The sequence below is a fragment of the Phytohabitans sp. LJ34 genome (assembly GCF_052068095.1).
Taxonomy (GTDB): Bacteria; Actinomycetota; Actinomycetes; order Mycobacteriales; family Micromonosporaceae; genus Phytohabitans.
Genome location: NZ_JBQHDG010000025.1, coordinates 132643 through 149978 on the forward strand (window position 1 = coordinate 132643; position 17336 = coordinate 149978).

Here is a 17336-nt window from a genome sequence, read left to right on the forward strand (position 1 = left end):
CGTCACCTCCGTACGGCCAGCCGCCGGACCCACATGTTGAGGACCGTGGCGAGGAGCAGCATCACGCCGAGGAAGAACTTGAACCAGTCGGCGTTCCAACCGGCGTAGACGATGCCCTGGTTGGTCATGCCGAAGATGAGCGCCCCGAACGCGGCGCCGATCGCCGACCCGTAGCCGCCGGTGAGCAGGCACCCGCCGATGACGGCCGCGATGATGTAGATGAACTCGTTGCCGACGCCCTCGCCCGACTGCACGGTGCTGAACGCGAACAGCCGGTGCATGCCGACGAACCAGGCGCAGAAGCCGACGCCCATGAAGAGCGCGATCTTCGTCTGCCGCACGGGCACGCCGACCGCGCGGGCACTGTCCACATTGCCGCCCACCGCGAAGATCCAGTTGCCGGCGCGGGTACGCAGCAGGATCCAGGTGCCGATCGCGACGAAGAGCAGCCACCACAGCACGGTGACCCGGATCGTCACGCTCCCCACGTCGAACGAGGACGCGAAGATCGCCTTCGCCGCGCCGAAGCCGTCCATGTCGGAGATGTTGTCGGTCGCCACCTGGCCGCTCACGTGCTTGGTGACCGCGATGTTGGCACCTTGGAGCATGAGGAACGTGCCGAGCGTGACGAGGAAGCTCGGGATCCGCGTGGTCATCACGAGGAACCCGTTGAGGAAGCCCACGCCCAACGCGAAGACGAGCGACACGACCACGCCGACCCACACGTTGAGGCTGAGCTGGTAGCTGAGCATCGACGCGGTAAGCGCGGACGCGGTCACGCTCACCCCGGCCGAGAGGTCGAACTCACCGCCGATCATCAGCAGCGCCACGGGCACGGCCATGATGCCGATCGTGGAGCTGACGTAGAGCACCGTGCCCATCGACGTCGCCTGGCGGAACGGGTCGGCGACGGCGAAGAAGAACACGAAGATGGCGACCATGCCCACCACCGAGCCGAGCTCCGGCCGCGCGAGCAGCCGGCGCCCGGTGGTGGGCCTGGTCGCCACTTCAGTGGTCATCGGGTGCCCTTCTCCGCGTACTGGGCGATGCTCTCGATGTTCTTCTGGTCCACGAAGGACGGTCCGGTGAGGACGGTCTGGCCGCCGCCGATGATGTTGCCGTTGCTCAGGTACAGCCACAGCGAGTCGATGGCCAGGTAGCCCTGGAGGTATGGCTGCTGGTCGACGGCCCACTGCACGTCACCGGACTTGATCGAGGTGACCAGCTCCTTGTTGGTGTCGAACGTGACGACCTTCGCCGAACTGCCCGCCTCCTTGACCGAGTCGACGGCGGTGATGGCGATCGGCGCACCCAGCCCGACGACCCGGTCGACGCTCTTGTCCTGCTGGAGCTTCGCGGTGAGGGTGGACTTCACCGACGGCATGTCCTTGCTGTTGACGTTGACGTTCTCGACCGTCGCGGCGCCGCCGAGGCCCTTCTTGACGCCGGCGCAGCGCGCCTCCAGCGAGACGTTGCCCTGTTCGTGGATGACGCAGAGCACCTTCTTGGCGCCCTCCTGGGCCAGACGCTGCCCGACCGCCTCGCCGGTGACCCCTTCGTCCTGGCCGAAGTACTCGAGCACGCCCATGCTCTTCCACTGCTCGATGCCGGAGTTGAGTGCCACCACGGGGATGCCGGCGGCGGTCGCCTTCTGCACGGCGCCCCGCATCGCGTCCGGCTTGGCGAGCGTGACGGCGATGCCGTTCACCTTGCTGTCGATGGCGGTCTGCACGAGGTTGGCCTGCTCCGGCCCGTCGGCGTTGTTGGAGTACTTGAGGTCGATGTTGTCCTTCTTGGCGGCGGCCTCGGCACCCTTGCGCACCAGGTCCCAGAACGTGTCGCCCTGCACCTCGTGCGTGATCATCGCGATCGTGTAGCGGGGCGTGTCGGCGACGCCGGTGTTGCCCGAGTTGCTCTGCTCCTCTTCCTGCTTTCCGCCCTCGCTGCTGCAACCGGCCGCGGCCAGGGTCAGGACGGCGGCGGCGGCGAGCAACCTGCTGGCGGTGCGGTGCGTGATCACGATGTGCCCTCCTCAGCGCTGGGGTGGGGGTGTGAGATACGGCCGCTGGTTCACCTTCGCGGCCTCGTACGACTTGCGGGCCTGGCGCGTGGCGTCCATGGTGGACACTTCGGCGACGGGCACGTCCCACCAGGCTCCGCCGTCCGGCGCGGGCACGAGCGGGTCGGTCTCGACGTGCACGAGGATGGGCCCGTCGTGCGCCTTCGCGTCCTGAAGTGCGGCGCGCAGCTCCTGGACGGTCCTGGCCCGCAGCACGGGCACGCCGAGGCTCGCCGCGTTGGCGGCGAGGTCGACGGGGAGCACGTCGCCGTCGAGCCGGCCGGTGTCCGCGTCGCGGTATCGGTAGCGGGTGCCGAAGCGGGGCGCGCCCACGGTCTCGGAGAGCGCGCCGATCGAGGCGAAGCCGTGGTTCTGCACCAGGACGACGATGAGCTTGACGCCCTCCTGCACGGCGGTCACCAGCTCCGACGACATCATCAGGTAGGAGCCGTCGCCGACCATCACGAACACGTCCCGATCCGGCGCGGCCATCTTCGCTCCCAGGCCGCCGGCGATCTCGTAGCCCATGCAGGAGTACCCGTACTCGACGTGGTAGCCCTTCGGGTCGCGGGTGCGCCACAGCTTGTGCAGCTCGCCGGGCATCGAGCCGGCCGCGCACACGACCACGTCGCGCGGGTCGGAGACGTCGTTGACCGCGCCGATCACCTCGGACTGGGCCGGCAGCGGGCCGTGGCCGAGGTGGTACGCCCGCTCCACCGTCTCGTCCCACTCGGCGGCGAGCCGGCGGGCCTCCTCCCGGTACCCGTCGCCGACTGACCAGCCGGTCAGCGCCTCGGCCAGCGCGCCGAGCCCTTCCCGGGCGTCCGCGACGACCGAGACGCCGGCGTGCTTGGCCGCGTCGAAGGCGGCCACGTTGAGGTTGACGAACACCGCGTCGCCGAACGCGCTGCGCGAGGCGGTGGTGAAGTCGCTGTACCGGGTGCCGACACCGATCACCACGTCGGCCTCGCGGCACATGTGGACGGCGGCGCTGGTGCCGGTCGCGCCGGTGGCGCCGAGGGCGAGCGGGTGGTCGTACGGCAGGGATCCCTTGCCCGCCTGCGTCTCGGCGACCGGGATGCCGGTCGCCTCGGCCAGGCGCCGCAGCGCCTCGGTGGCCTCGGAGTAGATGACCCCGCCACCGGCCACCAGCACCGGCCGCCGGGCACCGCGGATCGCGGCGACCGCGCGGGCCAGCGCCGCCGGCTCCGGCACCGGCCGTGGCACGTGCCAGACCCGGTGGGCGAAGAGCTCCTCCGGCCAGTCGAACGCCTCGGCCTGCACGTCCTGCGGCAGCGCGACCGTGACCGCGCCGGTCTCCGCCGGGTCGGTCAGCACCCGCATCGCGCCGAGCAGCGCGGAGGGCAGCTGCTCGGGCCGCCACACCCGGTCGAAGAAGCGGGACACCGGCCGGAACGCGTCGTTGACCGACACGTCGGCCGCGCGCGGGTCCTCCAGCTGCTGGAGCACCGGGTCGGCGACCCGGGTGGCGAAGACGTCGCCGGGCAGCAGCAGCACGGGCAGCCGGTTGACGGTGGCGAGCGCGGCGCCGGTCACCATGTTGGTGGCACCCGGGCCGATCGACGACGTGCAGGCGAGCGTGCTGAGCCTGTTGCGCATGCGCGCGAACGCGGCCGCCGCGTGCACCATCGCCTGCTCGTTGCGGGACTGGTGGTACGGCAGCGCGCCGGGCTCGCGCAGCTCGGCCTCGTAGAGCGCCTGCCCGATCCCGGCGACGTTGCCGTGGCCGAAGATGCCGAAGCAGCCGGCGAAGAGCTTGTGCTCCACTCCGTCCCGCTCGCTGTGCTGTGCGGCGAGGAACCGGACGAGCGCCTGCGCGACGGTGAGTCTCATGTGGTCACTCCTTCCCGAACGGCAGTCGCGGGTCGAGCTCCTGCGTGGCCCAGGTCTCCCGGATCCAGGCGTGCGCGGGGTCGTCACAGATCTCCCAGGCGCGGCGCGGGCCAGCCATCACGTTGAGGTAGTACAGGTCGTAGCCGGGCGCGGCCATCGACGGCCCGTGCCAGCCCCGCGGGATCAGCACGACGTCGCCGCCGCGCACCTCGGCGAGCACGTCGATGTCCGGCCCGTAGACCCGCTGGTACGCCATCCCGCCGTCACCGCGCACCTCGAAGTAGTAGATCTCCTCCAGCACCGACTCGCCGGGCCGGTCCTCGTCGTGTTTGTGCGGCGGGTAGGACGACCAGTTGCCGCCCGGCGTCAGCACCTCGCAGGCGATGAGCCGGTCCGCCTCGAAGACGCCGGGCGTGCAGAAGTTGTTGACCTGGCGGGAGCAGCTGCCGGCGCCGCGCAGCTCGACGGGCACCTGCGACGCCGGGCCGTAGCGGGGCTCCAGCCGCCGGGAGGCCCGCGCCGTGGGGATCGCGAAGCGGCCCTCTCCGGTAACCGTGACGGTGGCGTCGCGCGGCGCGTACGCGAAGTCGGTCACGCCCGCGAAGACGTCCTCGCGACCTACCAAGGTAAAGGTGGAACCGTCGCACTCCACAGTGCACGATCCGGCGAGCGGCAGCACCAGCACCTCGTCGTCGCCCGTGTCGAAGGAAGAAACACCGTCGAGGTCCAGCACGCGCAGGCCGGAAAACCGCCAGCCGGCCGACGATGGGGTCACGTGCGTCGCGGGGCCCCCGGGGAATCGTGGAGCGCAGCGGAGCGATTTTTTGGGGTGCATCACAGCAGGCTCACCGCCGTGTCCACCGCGCCGGCCACGTCGTCGTCGGCCGGGTAGAGCAGCGAGCGGCCCGCCACGATTCCCTTCACGGTGGGCAGTCGCAGCGCCTTCTGCCAGCCCTCGAAGGCGGCGTCGCGGTCGGCCGGCACCTCGCCGCCGAGCAGCAGCGCGGGCAGCGTCGAGGCGGCCATCACCCGCTCCATGTCCGGCACGACCGGCACCTTCAGCCACGTGTACGCCGACGTGCCGCCGAGCCCGGACGCGACCGAGATGGCCCGGACCATCGCGTCGGCCGTCAGCTCGTTGCGCACCCGCCCGTCGACGCGGTGGCTGATGAACGGCTCCACCATCGCCATGAGCCGCCGCCCGGCGAGCGCGTCGACCGCCCGCGCGCAGCCCTCCATCGTGGACACCGTGGCCAGGTCGTCGGGGTCGATGCGCAGCAGCATCTTGCCGCCGTCGAAGCCCATCGCGGCGACCGCTTCCGCGCCGTACCCGGTGAACCGGTCGTCGATCTCGAACGCGGTGCCGGCGAGGCCGCCCCGGTTCATCGAGCCGATCACGACCTTGCCGTCGAGCGCGCCGAGCAGCAGCAGGTCTTCCAGCACGTCGGCGGTGCCGAGGACGCCGTGGACGCCGGGCCGGGCGAGCGCGGCGCAGAGCCGCTCGAGCAGCTCGCCGCGGTCGGCCATGGCCGTCGGGCGGGAGCCGGCGGCGAGCGCCCCGCGGGCCGGGTGGTCGGCGGCGACGAGGAAGAGCCGGTCGCCGATCGCGCCGCGCGGCCGCGACCGCGCCAGCTCCACGATGGACTGTGGCCGGCGCACGCGCGCGTCGGTGACGACGGCGAGCCGCTCAGCGAACATAGGCTTGGACCTCTTCCAGCGTGGGCATCGCGTCGGAGCAGGCCAGCCGCCCGGCGACGATCGCACCGGCCGCGTTGGCGAAGCGCATGACGCGGGCGGTCTCCCAGCCGGCGAGCAGCCCGTGGCAGAGCGCCCCACCGAACGCGTCGCCCGCGCCCAGCCCGTTGACCACCTGTACCGGCACCGGCGGCACCTCGACGGCGCCGGAGGCGTCGACGGCGAGCACCCCGCGCGGGCCCTGCTTGACCACCGCGAGGTCGGCGCCCCGGTCGCGGAGCGCCTTGGCGGCGGCGGCCGGATCCCGCTCGGCGACGGCGGTGTAGCACTCGTCGAGGTTGCCGACCGCCACGGTGGCGTAGGGCAGGGCCTCCTGGACCCAGCGCCGCGCCTCCTCGCGGGACGGCCAGAACATCTCCCGGTAGTCGAGGTCGAGCACGGTGATGCCGGCGCGATCGCGCACGCGGAGCGCGGCGAGCGTGGCGGAGCGGCTGGGCTCCTCGCACAGCCCGGTGCCGGTCACCCAGAGGACGCCCGCGGACCGGATCGCCTCGACGTCCAGGTCTTCCGCCCTGATCTGGAGGTCGGGCGCCGTGGGATAGCGGTAGAAGTAGAGCGGGAAGTCGTCCGGCGGGAAGATCTCGCAGAACGTCACCGGTGTCGGCAGGTGCTCCACCGCCGTCACGTACCGGTCGTCGACCCCGTAGCCGCGCAGCGCGCTGTGGACGAAGTCGCCGAACGGGTCGGCACCGGTGCGGGTGACGACCGCGACCCGGCGGCCGTAGCGGGCGGCGGCGACCGCGACGTTGGTCGGGCTGCCGCCCAGGTACTTGCCGAACGTCTCCACCTCGGCCAGCCCGACGCCCACCTGGAGCGGGTAGATGTCCACACCGACCCGGCCCATGGTGAGCACGTCGAAGTTTTCTGGGCGCTGCTCGTGGCTTCGCGGGCCCGCGAAGCCACGAGCAGCGCTGGGAGGGCTGGCCATCAGAGGCTCCGCAGGTAGTCGACGCTCGCCGCCACGTCGGGCAGCGGGTCGGCGCCCGGGCCGGTGAGCATGACGTCCTGCTCCAGCACGTACCACCCGGTGTAGCCGGCCGCGTCGAGCGTGCGCACGATGCCGGCGATGTCGACGTCGCCCTTGCCGAGCGGGCGGAACATGCCCGCGCGCACCGCCTCCGCGTACGTCACGTCGCGGCCCCGCACGCGCGCGGCGAGCCCGGCGTCGACGTCCTTGAGGTGCACGTGCGCGACGCGGCCGGGGTGCTCGGCGGCGATGCGGGCCGGGTCGGCGCCGCCCACCGCCAGGTGGCCGGTGTCGAGGCAGAGCGGGACCGTGCTGCCGGCGAGCACGCGGTCGACGTCGTCAGCGGTCTCCACCATCGTGCCCACGTGCGGGTGCAGCGTGGGCGTCAGGCCGGCCGCGGCGACCGCGGCAGCGGCACCGTCCAGATTGGACAGCAGGGTGGCCCAGCCGGCCGCGTCGAGCTCGGGACGCGCGTCGTATCCGTGCCCTCCGGTGTCGGCGGCGAGCACGACCGTGCCGGCGCCGGCGGCGGCGTAGCGCGCGGCGACGGCCCCCACCTCCGGCCGCGGGTCGCGGCCGGGCTCGTGCAGGACCGCCGGGACGAAGCCGCCGACCGCGCGCAGACCGTGGGCCGCGAGCACGCCGGCGGGGTCGTCGGGAAGGTATCCCACCGGCCCGAACTCGGTGGCCGCGAGGCCCAGCGAGCGCATCTCGCCGAGCACCCGGTCGGCCGGCAACTGGAAGCCCCAGCCGGGGACCTCACACACTCCCCACGAGATGGGCGCTCCCGCGATCCGCACGTCCATGCCGTCCCTCCCAGGGCTACCTTCCGCCCCGGTTCAGGACTTTGTCAATACATTCTGACTAAGTGGTCGCGACCTGGAGGCGTAGCTCGCGCCGCCTCGCCCACCAGCGGACCGCGAACCAGCAACTCGTGGTGAGCGCGGCGCCGGCGATCGCGTCGACGATGTAGTGGTTGGCCGTGAGCACGACCGCGATCGTCATCGCGATCGGCATCAGCACCCCGATCACCTTGACCCACAGCCGCCGGGCGGCGATCGCGATCGCGATGCCCATCAGCAGGTCCCAGCCCACGTGCAGGCTCGGCACCGCGGCGTACTGGTTGGTGAACATGGGTGGCTGGAGCACCCGGTACGCGTGCGAGCTGACCGTCACCGTGTCGACCATGTCCAGGTGCGCGAGCCGGGGCGGCGCCACCGGAAAGGTCGCGAAGATCACCATGCCGATCGCGCCGGACATGATCATCGCGTTGCGCGTGCGCAGGTAGATGACCTGGTGCTTGCGGGCCAGCCAGATCAGCGTGACCGCGATGACCGGCCAGTGGCCCCAGATGTAGATCCAGTTGAATACCGTGCTGACCCGGGACGAGCTGGCGAAGGTGTCCTGTAGCCACTGCTCGTGGTGCAGCCCGAGCGCCCTCTCCAGGTCGACCACCCGCGCGGCGTTCGCGACCGCCGAGCTGACTGAACCCTCCGTCAGATGGCGTACGCCGAAGTAGATGACGATGGCACCGAGCAGGATGAAGATCTGCTGCCCGAGCCGCACTGACTGCATGGTCTTGATGGCCGGCGTGCCGCTGCCCTGCCGGACGTGCCCAGTCCCCGTTATGACCGCCATAAGCACAGCCTCCAACCTGATCTTCACACTTCCATCCGGGCCGGGCACCGACTTCTCCCTGATTCCCGGATCGGACCGGAGGGTGAGAACGCCCTAGGGGTCGCATGGTTTGCTGTGCGGATGGAGATCCGGCGGATCAGCTCAGAGGAGCGGCTCACGCACGCGTTCCCCCTTCAGGCGTACGCCTTCGAGGCGAGCCCGGCTCCCCTTGAGGAGGCAGAAAAGCTCCGCGAGTACCTCCCCTTCCAGGAGGACAACCTCACCCTCGTGGCGGAGGAGGGCGGCACCTCGCTCGCCGCCGTCTCCGCCGTGCCGATGCGGCAGAACGTGCGCGGTGTGCTACACCCGATGGCCGGCGTCGCGGGAGTGGCGGTGCACCCGCTCGCCCGCCGCCGTGGCCACGTCCGCACGTTGCTTACCCGCCTGCTGGGCGACATGCGTGACGATGGCCACCCGGTCAGCGCGCTGTACCCGTTCCGGGCCTCGTTCTACGAGCGCTTCGGCTACGTGGGGCTGCCCAAGCGGCGCCACGTCACGTTCGCCCCCGCCGACCTCGGCCACCTCGTCCGCGCCGACCTGCCCGGCGAGCTCATCTGGGAGCGGAGCGGATCCGGGTACGACGCGTACCGCGCGTTCACGCTGCGGCTGGCCGCCGAGCGGCACGGCTTCGCGGTCTTCCCCGACTACCGGGCCGAGCGGCTGCGCGCCGACGACGCCCGCTGGATCGTCACCGCCCGGGTGGGCGGCGAGGTGGCGGCGGCGGCCGCGTACCGCCTCAGCGGCTACGGCGCCGAGCTGGTGGTGGACGACCTGCTCACCACCACGCCGCTGAGCCGCGCGCTGCTGCTCCAGTTCTTCGCCCGGCACGTCGACCAGGTCGAGCGCGTGGTCGCCGGCATCGCGGCGGACGAGCTTCCCGAGCTGTGGGCCACCGACCTGGGCACCGTCACCGAGTCGCGCACCCGCGTCCCCAACGCGAACGCGCCGATGGCCCGCGTGCTCGCGGTGCCGGCGCTGGCCGGCGCGCGGGTCGGACCGGGCCGGGCGGTGGTGGAGGTGGTCGACGACCCGTTCATCGCCGGCACGTACCTGCTGGACGGGCGCGGCGGCCAGCTGGAGGTGGGTGGCGACGAGCCGGGCGTACCCCGGGCGACGCTGAACGCGGCCGGCTTCTCCGCGCTCGTGTACGGCGTGCTGGACCCGGACGACCTGCCCCTACGCGGGTTCGGTGCCGTGCCCGCCGACGCCGGCGCTCAGCTGCGGACGCTCTTCCCCCGCGCCGTCCCGTACCTGTTCGCGGACTTCTGAGCGACCGGTCAGGCGCCGGGCGAGGAGCGCGGCGGCGAGCAGCACCGCGAACACCGCCGCCACCACCTCGACACCCGCGGAGCTGAGCGCGGCGGAGAGCGAGTGCTGGATCTGGCCGGCGGCGGCCACGACCGGATCGTCCACGGCCGACCGGTCGGCGCTGAGCCGGATCTCGTACCAGCCGTAGTACGCCACGTAGGCGCCGGCGAGCAGCAGCAGCGCCCCACCCAGCCGGGAGATCGCCGAGCCGGCCCGGCGCACCGCGCGGATCAGCGAGGTGCGCAGCAGCCCCACGGCGAGGGCGGCGGCGCCGACGGCGAGGCCCATGCCGGCGGCGTACGCGAGGAAGAGCCCGACCCCGGCGCCGGTGGAGCCGGCCCGCATGCTCGCCACGACGATGGCCAGGAAGGGCCCGATGGTGCAGCTGAGCGACGCGGCGGCGTAGGCGGCGCCGAAGAGGGCCATCGACGGGAGCGTGCGGCGCAGCTCCGGTGCCCGCGGGCCGCGCCAGGGTGCGGGCAGTGACCGGCCGGCGGCGAGCCACCCGCCCACGGCGATCAGCAGCACGCCGAGACCGACGGTCACCCACGGCAACCGCTCCTGGATCCAGCCGGCGGCCGGCGCCACCGCGAGCCCGAACGCGCCGAACACCGCGACGAACCCCGCGGTCATGGCCGCCGTCGAGGCCAGGGCCCGCCGGACGGTGTCGCCCGTGGACTCACCGGCGACGAGCAGGGACAGGTACGCGGGCAGCAGCGCGAAGCCGCACGGGTTGACCGCCGCGAGCATGCCCGCGGTCAGCGCCAGCACCAGCGTGGTCTGTGTCATCGCTCAGCCGGCCAGCTCGGCGACCTTGCCCTCGAACGTGACGCTGTCCATCCACCCCTGGCTCAGGACCTTGCCGTCGCGGTCGAGGAAGACGTACGTGCTCTGCTCGGTGATCTTGAACTTCTTCCACACCGCGCCGGCCTGGTCGTTGAGGTGGGTGACGTCCCCGACCTCCCCGTCGGTGACGAACTCCTTCATCTCGCCGGCGTCACCGAGGCCGGCGACGCCCAGCAGGTTGACCTTCGTGCCGAACTCGTCCTGCATGTCCGATACCGAGGCGGCCTGCCCGAAGCAGGTGGCGCACCACGGCGCCCAGAACCACAGCACCGTCGGCCGCCCCGCGAGCCTTGCCGCGTCGAACGCCTTGCCGTCGAGCGTGGTGCCGGTGAACGTGAGCGTGGCCGGCACCGGTGCCTGCTTCTTGTCGCCGGCGGGCTGGGCGTCGGCGGCGGCCGGCTGCTGGCCCGCGTTCCAGTCCGCGCCCGGTGTCGTCCCTCCGGCGCAGCCGCCGGCCACCAGCGTTGTGGCGAGCAGGGCTGCCGCGACCAGCCGGACACGCATGCGGGACCTCCAAGGTGTGGCGCTGCGCCCCTGAGTACGGCACGCGGACGCCCGCGGTTCAACGCTCGCGTGGCACCCTTGGTCGATGTCGACCACCGCGCTGACCCGCAACGTCCTGGGCGTCTGGGGTGCGGACGGCGCGCGCTGGCTGGCCGGCCTACCCGCAACTCGGGCCGAGGTGGCGCGCGCCTGGGACCTGCGCCTGGGCGATCCCTACCCGCTCAGCTACCACTGGGTGGAGGCGGTGACCCGGGCGGACGGCACGCCGGCCGTGCTCAAGCTCGGCGTGCCCGGCGCCGACCACCTGCCGGTCGAGGCGGCCACGCTGGAGTGCTGGGCCGGCGCGGGCGCCGTGCGGCTGCTCGCCTACGAGCCGGCGTGGGGCGCGCTGCTGCTGGAGCGGGCGGAGCCGGGCACGCTGGCGCGGACGCTGGTCCCGGCGCGGGACACCGAGGCGACCGCGGCGATCCTGGCCGTGATGCGGCGGCTGCACGCGGCGCCGGTACCCGATGGGGTCCTGCCCGACCTGGAGTCGCAGGGTGCGGCCTTCGCCGCGCACCTGCGGGCCTATCCCGGCGACGACCCGCTCCCCCGCGACCTGGTCGAGCGCGCGGGCCGGCTCTTCGACGAGCTGTGCGCGTCCGCGCCGGCGCGGGTGGTGCTACACGGCGACCTGCACCACGACAACGTGCTGCGCGCGGAGCGCGAGCCGTGGCTGGCGATCGACCCGCACGGCGTGGTCGGCGACCCCGGCTACGAGGCCGGCTCGCTGGTCCACAACCCCGACCCGGAACGCCACGACGACGCGCTGCTCGCGCTGGTGCCGGCCCGGATCGAGCAGCTCGCCGACGGGATGGGGCAGCCGGTGGAACGCGTCCTCGCGTGGGCGTTCGTCAAGTCGGTGCTCTCCGAGGTGTGGACCGCCGAGGGCGACGGCAGCGAGGTCGGCGGCCGCGCGCTCGACGTCGCGCTCGCGTTATTGCCGCGACTGTGACGTGGCCGGCCGCTATGGTCGGGCGTCATGGGCGAGGAGTGGCTCAGCACCAACCAGGCCTACTGGGACGAGCGCGCACCGCTACACACCACGAGCGACTTCTACGACGTGCCGAAGTTCAAGGCCGGCGCCACGTCGCTGCGGCCGTTCGAGATCGCCGAGATGGGCGACGTGACCGGGAAACGGCTGCTGCACCTGCAATGCCACTTCGGCCAGGACACGCTCTCCTGGGCCCGGCTCGGCGCCCGCGTCACCGGCCTGGATTTCGCGGAGTCGGCCATCGAGGCGGCCCGCACGCTGGCCACTGAGATCGGCGTGCGCGGCGCCCGCTTCGTCCAGTCCAATGTGTACGACGCGCCGGCCGCCCTCGGCGAGCGCTTCGACATCGTCTACACCGGGCTCGGCGCGCTCGGCTGGCTGCCCGACATGGCGGCGTGGGCCCGGGTGGTCGCCGACCTGCTGGAGCCGGGTGGGGTCTTCTACCTGGCGGAGTTCCACCCGTTCGCCGGCGTGCTCGACGCCGAGACCGGCACCACGGTCACAAACGACTACTTCCCGGCCGCCCCGACGACGTTCGACGAGCCCGGCAGCTACGTCGACTGGGCCCTGCCGACCGTCCACAATCGAGCGACGCTCTGGCGGCACCAGATGGGCACCATCGTGAGCGCGATCTGCGCGGCGGGGCTGCGGCTAGAGTTCCTGCACGAGCACGACTGGACGCTCTTCGACAACTTCTACAACCTGGTCCGCCACGACGACGGCACCTTCCACCGCCCGGACGGCTCCCCCAGCCTCCCGATGATGTACTCCCTCCGCGCCACCAGGTCCTGAAGGACGACGGTGGGCCGGCGATCCGCGGGCACCGCTCCCGGCCGGCGGCTCGCCAGGGCGAGCCGAAATCCCCGGCCGTCCACTGCCGGCTCCGCGGGACAAGCCCCGGTCTGGTGACCGTCGCCTCGGCACAGGGCATTGTGGACAAACGAACCACGCGCTGGGTGAGCGTGATCAGCGGCGGACGGGTGCGGCCGCGGGAGCAGCGGTCTGGACCACGACGGACATCGCGGTAGCTCAAATCTGCTTGAATCGAGCCCGAGACCGCGGCGACCCTGATCCCGAAAGGTCTCTAGAGACCTTTCGGATTCGGGGTGTTTCCCCTTCGTGAGCTTCTGGAGATAGATTTGCCCACGTCTGTCAGCTGTAGACCGTTTGGTGGTTGCGGTGAGAGCCGTGCCGGGGCTTGGCACGCCGGCTGCGGCTTCCGGGGGTCGGCCAGACCGCGAAACACGATGATCAACGGATCGCCGGGGCACCTTTGCACTGCTCGGGAGAATCTGCTCAGCCATGGGGCGGCGTCATGATCGTTAGCCCGAAAAGGCTGTGACACGCCGTTATCGGGGCTAACGATCATGCGGAGCGGCCGCGGTGGTCCCGCATCTCCCACGTGACGGGACGATCGGGTCGGGATCTGGCAGGCGCCGTGATCGTTAGCCCGGAACCCGCGTGACACGCGGGCGAGAACGCGGGATCCGGGCTAACGATCATCGAAACGCGGTGAGCGCCCAGGGCCGCGGAGCCCTTGCTCGGCCCCGCCACAAGCGGCCAAGATCGCGAAAGTCGACTGGCCCACGTCCCAGCAGCGGACGGGTGAGGCTGCGGCAGCAGCGGTCCGGACCACGACGAACATCGCGGGAGTCCAAATCCTCGTCCCAACAGGGATTCAGCGGCCAAACACCTCCATCTGTGACGCAGCGTCAGGCTGGCTCAGCTGAAACTCGAGCGACGAAGCCCTGCTTTTGATCTCCCACCGCCCTGGTCGGCAACAGGCATTGTGGACAAACACCGCCGCACCGCGTGGCGCGGGCCGCGCATCCGGACCAGACCACGACAAATATCGCGGTAGCTCAAAACCCAGTCCTAAGTGGCTCTGTTACTTGTCGTACTTGTAGAGGTTGTACTTCTTCATCAGGTTGATGAGGCTCTGCGCGTACGTGGGCGACGTGGCGTAACCCGCCTTGTGGATCTCGATGGCGAAGCGGTTGGGGTCGCGGCTGTACGCGAACGCCTTCTTGTACCTGGGGTTGACCGTCAGGAAGCGCCCGTGGTCGGCGAATGAGCCGGTCGCGTTGCGGTACGCGCGGAACGACGCCGTGGTGCGGTAGCACTTCTTGCCGTCGCACTCGGTCGTGGCGTACGTACGGCAGCCCACCGCGATCCCACCCGGGCTGCCGAAGCACTTGATGCCGAAGTAGCTGTGGTCGCGGCGGGTCAGCCAGCTGCCGCCCCATCCGGACTCCAGGATCGCCTGCGCGATGGTGACCGAGGCGGGCACCTTGTACTGCCGGAAGCCCGCCCGCGCGGGGCCGGCGGTCCGGGTGACGAACTGGCCCGCGTTGGCCGGCGGCACGGTGGGCGCCATCTGGCCGCACCACGGGAGCGTGGGCGGGTTGCCGCGCCAGTCCACGTTGGAGTCCGCGACGAAGCGGCTGCCGGGCAGCTTGTTCCAGGCGGCGGTGCGGCGCATCTTGCCGCTGACGAGCTCACCCCAGACCTGGCACTCGACGTGCAGTACGGTCCCCTCGGCCAGACCCCCGACGCGGCCGAAGCGGGTGCTCGGGCCACGGCGCACGTTGACCGGGCCGGTGCCGGTGCGCACGGTGGGCAGCGCGGCGCCTTTCGGGCCGCACCAGTGCACCCAGGGGCGCCGGGGGCTCCAGCGCACGTAGGCGTCGGAGATGTAGCGGCCGTTGGACAGGCGGTCCCAGCCCGGGGTACGGCGCTGGGTTCCGGCGATGAACTGCCCGTACACCTGGCACACCACCGCCACGCGGCTGCCTTCGGCGATGCGGCCGACGTGGGCGTCCGCGGTGGAGGGGCCGGCGCGCAGGTTGAGGCCGGTGCCACCGGAACGCACGGTGGCGGTGGGACCGCCGGCGGCGGCCGCCGCGGGGCTCGGCACGAGGAGGGACACGACCACGAACGCTTCAAGGGCGTACCTCATGCACTACACGGTATTTGCCCGAATTGCGACTGAAGAGGAAATTGTGAAAAAAGTCCTCAGAACGAGAGACACTCGCACTCGGTCATCAGCGCCCGCACGTTCCGCACGTACCTCGGATTGGGGATGACGAGCCCGTTCGGGGTGTCGACGGCGCCGAAACCGAAGTTGTACGACGCGATCACCGCGTTGAGGAGGCAGAGCTCCGTGACGCCGCACGCGGTGAGCGTGTAGTCGCCCTCGAAGTACACGTCGCCGAAGTACTTGACAAGCCAGGCCAGGTAGTTGGCGCCGAGCGTCGCGTTGTCCTTGTGGTCGCGGACGTCGTACGACTGGCCGAAGCGCTGGTTGACGAACGTGGCCGTGTCCGGCATCACCTGCATGAGCCCGATGCCGCCGTCACACGCGATGATGTTCGACTGCCAGCCGCTCTCCTGCCAGGCGGTCGCCTTGACGAGGTTGAGCGGCACCTTGATGCTCGGCGCCGACGTCGGCCAGTAGGTGCGGCCGGCTGCCGCGGTCAGCGCCTCCTTCACCTGCGCGCGGGTGGCCGCGGTGCCCTCACGCTTGGCCACGCAGCCCTCCGGCGCCGGCTTCGGCGGCGCCGGCGGCAGCTGGGTCTCCACCGGCGGCTTGCGCTTCGGCTTCGGCTTCGGCTTGGCCGGCGGGCGCGTGGTGGGCGACTTCTTCGGCGTGGGCTTCGGGGTGGCGCTCGGCGTCGCCGCGGCACCCCACTCCTGCGCCAGCGGCTCGACCTCCGGAGTCTCGTCGGCCACGACGGCGGAATCCGACGGCGGCTCGTCACGCGTCCGCTCCAGACACCCCGTCAAGCCGAACAACATAACGACCGCCAAAACCCCCGCGCGCACCTTCACCGTGCCTGCCTTTCGTTTGCGACCGCGGGGCTCGCATGTCACCACAGCGTCGGCCCGTCCAGGCCGCGGGAGCTCACTCCTCGCGCTTCACGGTGCGCACCATAACAGCTCGTCAACGGCCTATCGGGGGGCTGAACCCGACATGTCTGGCACATCCGGCGACGGGTTTTGGATCCGCGCCCGGGTCGCCCACGCCACCATGAAGACCGCCGTCCACATCACGCCGAGCAGCACCGACGTGACGAGCTGGCTCGCGGTGTTCCACCCGACGTAGAGACGGGCCCCGCTCACCGTCACCACGCCCACGACCGCCACGGTCCACACAGCCACGCCGGCCATCCACGGGGTACGCCGCGCGATGAGCCACGCGAGCGTGCAGAGGCTGGCGGTGACGACCGCGTGCTGGGTCAGGATAAAGCGCTCCGACACCAGCGCGCGCTCCGCCACGGCCAGCAGCACCAGCGGCAGGAACGCACCCGCGGTGGCCACGAGCGTGACGAGGTCGCGGCGCCACGCCCGGCTGCGCCACCCGAGCACGACCGCGGCCAGCGCGACGACGACCACGAGGCTCTTGGGCCCCATGACGTCGACGACCACGTCGGCCGCGTGGGCGAAGCCCTCCGTGCGCCGGGCGGCGAACCAGTCCGCGATGACGTCGTCCACCACCGACAGTCCACTGTGGCGCACGACGAAGTTGACCACGAACGCCATCGCGAGCGCGAAGAGCAGCAGCAGCCCGAGCCCGAAGACGAGGTTGGCCACGAACGCCCACGCCGGCCCGAAGCGCATGGAGAGCAGGAAGAACAGCAGCCCGTACCGCTGGTGGACCCACCGCAGCGGCGGGAGCGCCGCCGCCCGCCGGGCCAGCGCGAGCGCGGGGTCGGGGTTGCGGCCCAGCCACCGTCCAAGAAGGACGATCGCGATGACCGCGATGAGCAGGACCAGCACGGCGCCGGTGGCCTTGCCGAGGTAGCGGGAGACCGTCTCGTACGACTCGCCGGCCAGGTAGCCGACGAGGACGGAGGCGCCGACCCAGGTGACCACGCCCAGCGCGTTCCACGGGGCGAAGCGGCGGTAGGGCATGCCGGCGCCACCGGCCAGCCGCGGCGCGAGCGTGCGCACGAAGGCTAGCCACCGGGCGCCGAACATCGCCCGGCCACCCAGCCGGTCGAGCATGGCATCGGCCTTCTGCCAGCGCTCGTAACCGATCCGCGCGCCCCACCGCCCGGACCGCAGGCGGGGACCGTAGCGGCGGCCGCTGCGGAACGCGAGCGTGTCACCGACCAGCGCGGCGGCGATCATCACGATCACGGCCGGGGTCAGGCGGAGCGTGCCGAGGTAGGCGAGGAAGCCGACGGTGAGCAGCGTCGCCTCGGCCGGCACGACCAGCCCCACGATGACGGCCGTCTCGCCCGCGACGAGGATCGCCGCCACCGCGTAGACCAGCAGCGGCGGCAGGTCCGTCAGGAGATTCACCAGGTCTTGCACGCCCGCCCCCACAC

Annotated in this window: 16 protein-coding genes; 3 read left to right on the forward strand and 13 right to left on the reverse strand. The window is 71.7% G+C overall.

The genetic code is table 11. From position 1 onward, the window contains the following. Nucleotides 1-2: 2 nt before the first annotated feature. From ACTMTJ_RS36550 to ACTMTJ_RS36585, 8 genes are read right to left on the reverse strand one after another with little or no spacing between them, the layout of a single operon-like run. Complete coding sequence (locus ACTMTJ_RS36550; protein WP_441223264.1) at nucleotides 3-1019, reverse strand: ABC transporter permease; 1017 nt, start codon at nucleotides 1017-1019, stop codon at nucleotides 3-5. After that, nucleotides 1016-2020, reverse strand: coding sequence for a sugar ABC transporter substrate-binding protein (locus ACTMTJ_RS36555; protein WP_441223265.1), 1005 nt, complete (start codon nucleotides 2018-2020; stop codon nucleotides 1016-1018). Before ACTMTJ_RS36555 ends, ACTMTJ_RS36550 begins: the two co-directional genes overlap by 4 nt. Before the next feature lie 12 nt (nucleotides 2021-2032). Beyond that, entirely contained in the window at nucleotides 2033-3913 is a 1881-nt protein-coding gene (gene iolD / locus ACTMTJ_RS36560) for a 3D-(3,5/4)-trihydroxycyclohexane-1,2-dione acylhydrolase (decyclizing) (protein ID WP_441223266.1), read from the reverse strand. Between the two features lie 4 nt (nucleotides 3914-3917). Beyond that, a complete protein-coding gene (gene iolB / locus ACTMTJ_RS36565; RefSeq protein WP_441223267.1) occupies nucleotides 3918-4688 on the reverse strand; it encodes a 5-deoxy-glucuronate isomerase in 771 nt (256 codons plus the stop codon). 59 nt (nucleotides 4689-4747) lie between these two features. Further along, complete coding sequence (locus ACTMTJ_RS36570) at nucleotides 4748-5611, reverse strand: Cgl0159 family (beta/alpha)8-fold protein (protein WP_441223268.1); 864 nt, start codon at nucleotides 5609-5611, stop codon at nucleotides 4748-4750. Next, nucleotides 5601-6596, reverse strand: a complete 996-nt coding sequence (gene iolC, locus ACTMTJ_RS36575; protein ID WP_441223269.1) for a 5-dehydro-2-deoxygluconokinase — start codon at nucleotides 6594-6596, stop codon at nucleotides 5601-5603. Before iolC ends, ACTMTJ_RS36570 begins: the two co-directional genes overlap by 11 nt. Further along, nucleotides 6596-7441, reverse strand: coding sequence for a TIM barrel protein (locus ACTMTJ_RS36580; RefSeq protein ID WP_441223270.1), 846 nt, complete (start codon nucleotides 7439-7441; stop codon nucleotides 6596-6598). Before ACTMTJ_RS36580 ends, iolC begins: the two co-directional genes overlap by 1 nt. A gap of 58 nt (nucleotides 7442-7499) precedes the next feature. Then, nucleotides 7500-8273 carry a phosphatase PAP2 family protein gene (locus ACTMTJ_RS36585; RefSeq protein ID WP_441223271.1) on the reverse strand — a complete coding sequence of 258 codons (774 nt, stop codon included), beginning with the start codon at nucleotides 8271-8273 and terminating at the stop codon, nucleotides 7500-7502. A 120-nt stretch (nucleotides 8274-8393) separates the two neighbouring features. On the opposite strand from ACTMTJ_RS36585, the gene ACTMTJ_RS36590 reads away from it, so the two are divergent. Continuing rightward, nucleotides 8394-9581, forward strand: coding sequence for a GNAT family N-acetyltransferase (locus tag ACTMTJ_RS36590; RefSeq protein ID WP_441223272.1), 1188 nt, complete (start codon nucleotides 8394-8396; stop codon nucleotides 9579-9581). On the opposite strand, the gene ACTMTJ_RS36595 is transcribed toward ACTMTJ_RS36590, so the two are convergent. Beyond that, on the reverse strand, nucleotides 9489-10409 hold the full coding sequence (locus ACTMTJ_RS36595) for a cytochrome c biogenesis CcdA family protein (RefSeq protein ID WP_441223273.1): 921 nt from the start codon (nucleotides 10407-10409) through the stop codon (nucleotides 9489-9491). The genes ACTMTJ_RS36590 and ACTMTJ_RS36595 overlap by 93 nt on opposite strands. A gap of 3 nt (nucleotides 10410-10412) precedes the next feature. Next, nucleotides 10413-10970 carry a redoxin family protein gene (locus ACTMTJ_RS36600; protein ID WP_441223274.1) on the reverse strand — a complete coding sequence of 186 codons (558 nt, stop codon included), beginning with the start codon at nucleotides 10968-10970 and terminating at the stop codon, nucleotides 10413-10415. Between the two features lie 85 nt (nucleotides 10971-11055). On the opposite strand from ACTMTJ_RS36600, the gene ACTMTJ_RS36605 reads away from it, so the two are divergent. Both ACTMTJ_RS36605 and ACTMTJ_RS36610 read left to right on the forward strand, forming a co-directional pair. Continuing rightward, nucleotides 11056-11964, forward strand: coding sequence for an aminoglycoside phosphotransferase family protein (locus tag ACTMTJ_RS36605; protein WP_441223275.1), 909 nt, complete (start codon nucleotides 11056-11058; stop codon nucleotides 11962-11964). A 27-nt stretch (nucleotides 11965-11991) separates the two neighbouring features. After that, nucleotides 11992-12795 carry a class I SAM-dependent methyltransferase gene (locus ACTMTJ_RS36610; RefSeq protein WP_441223276.1) on the forward strand — a complete coding sequence of 268 codons (804 nt, stop codon included), beginning with the start codon at nucleotides 11992-11994 and terminating at the stop codon, nucleotides 12793-12795. Nucleotides 12796-13891: 1096 nt separating this feature from the next. Here the strand turns inward: ACTMTJ_RS36610 and gsmA are convergent. From gsmA to ACTMTJ_RS36625, 3 genes are all read right to left on the reverse strand, one after another. Next, nucleotides 13892-14962 (reverse strand): sporangiospore maturation cell wall hydrolase GsmA, encoded by a 1071-nt coding sequence (gene gsmA, locus ACTMTJ_RS36615; protein WP_441223277.1) that lies wholly within the window; start codon nucleotides 14960-14962, stop codon nucleotides 13892-13894. A 56-nt stretch (nucleotides 14963-15018) separates the two neighbouring features. Continuing rightward, nucleotides 15019-15801 (reverse strand): lytic transglycosylase domain-containing protein, encoded by a 783-nt coding sequence (locus tag ACTMTJ_RS36620; protein ID WP_441223278.1) that lies wholly within the window; start codon nucleotides 15799-15801, stop codon nucleotides 15019-15021. Between the two features lie 153 nt (nucleotides 15802-15954). Beyond that, on the reverse strand, nucleotides 15955-17322 hold the full coding sequence (locus ACTMTJ_RS36625; protein ID WP_441223279.1) for a DedA family protein: 1368 nt from the start codon (nucleotides 17320-17322) through the stop codon (nucleotides 15955-15957). Between the last annotated feature and the right edge of the window lie 14 nt (nucleotides 17323-17336).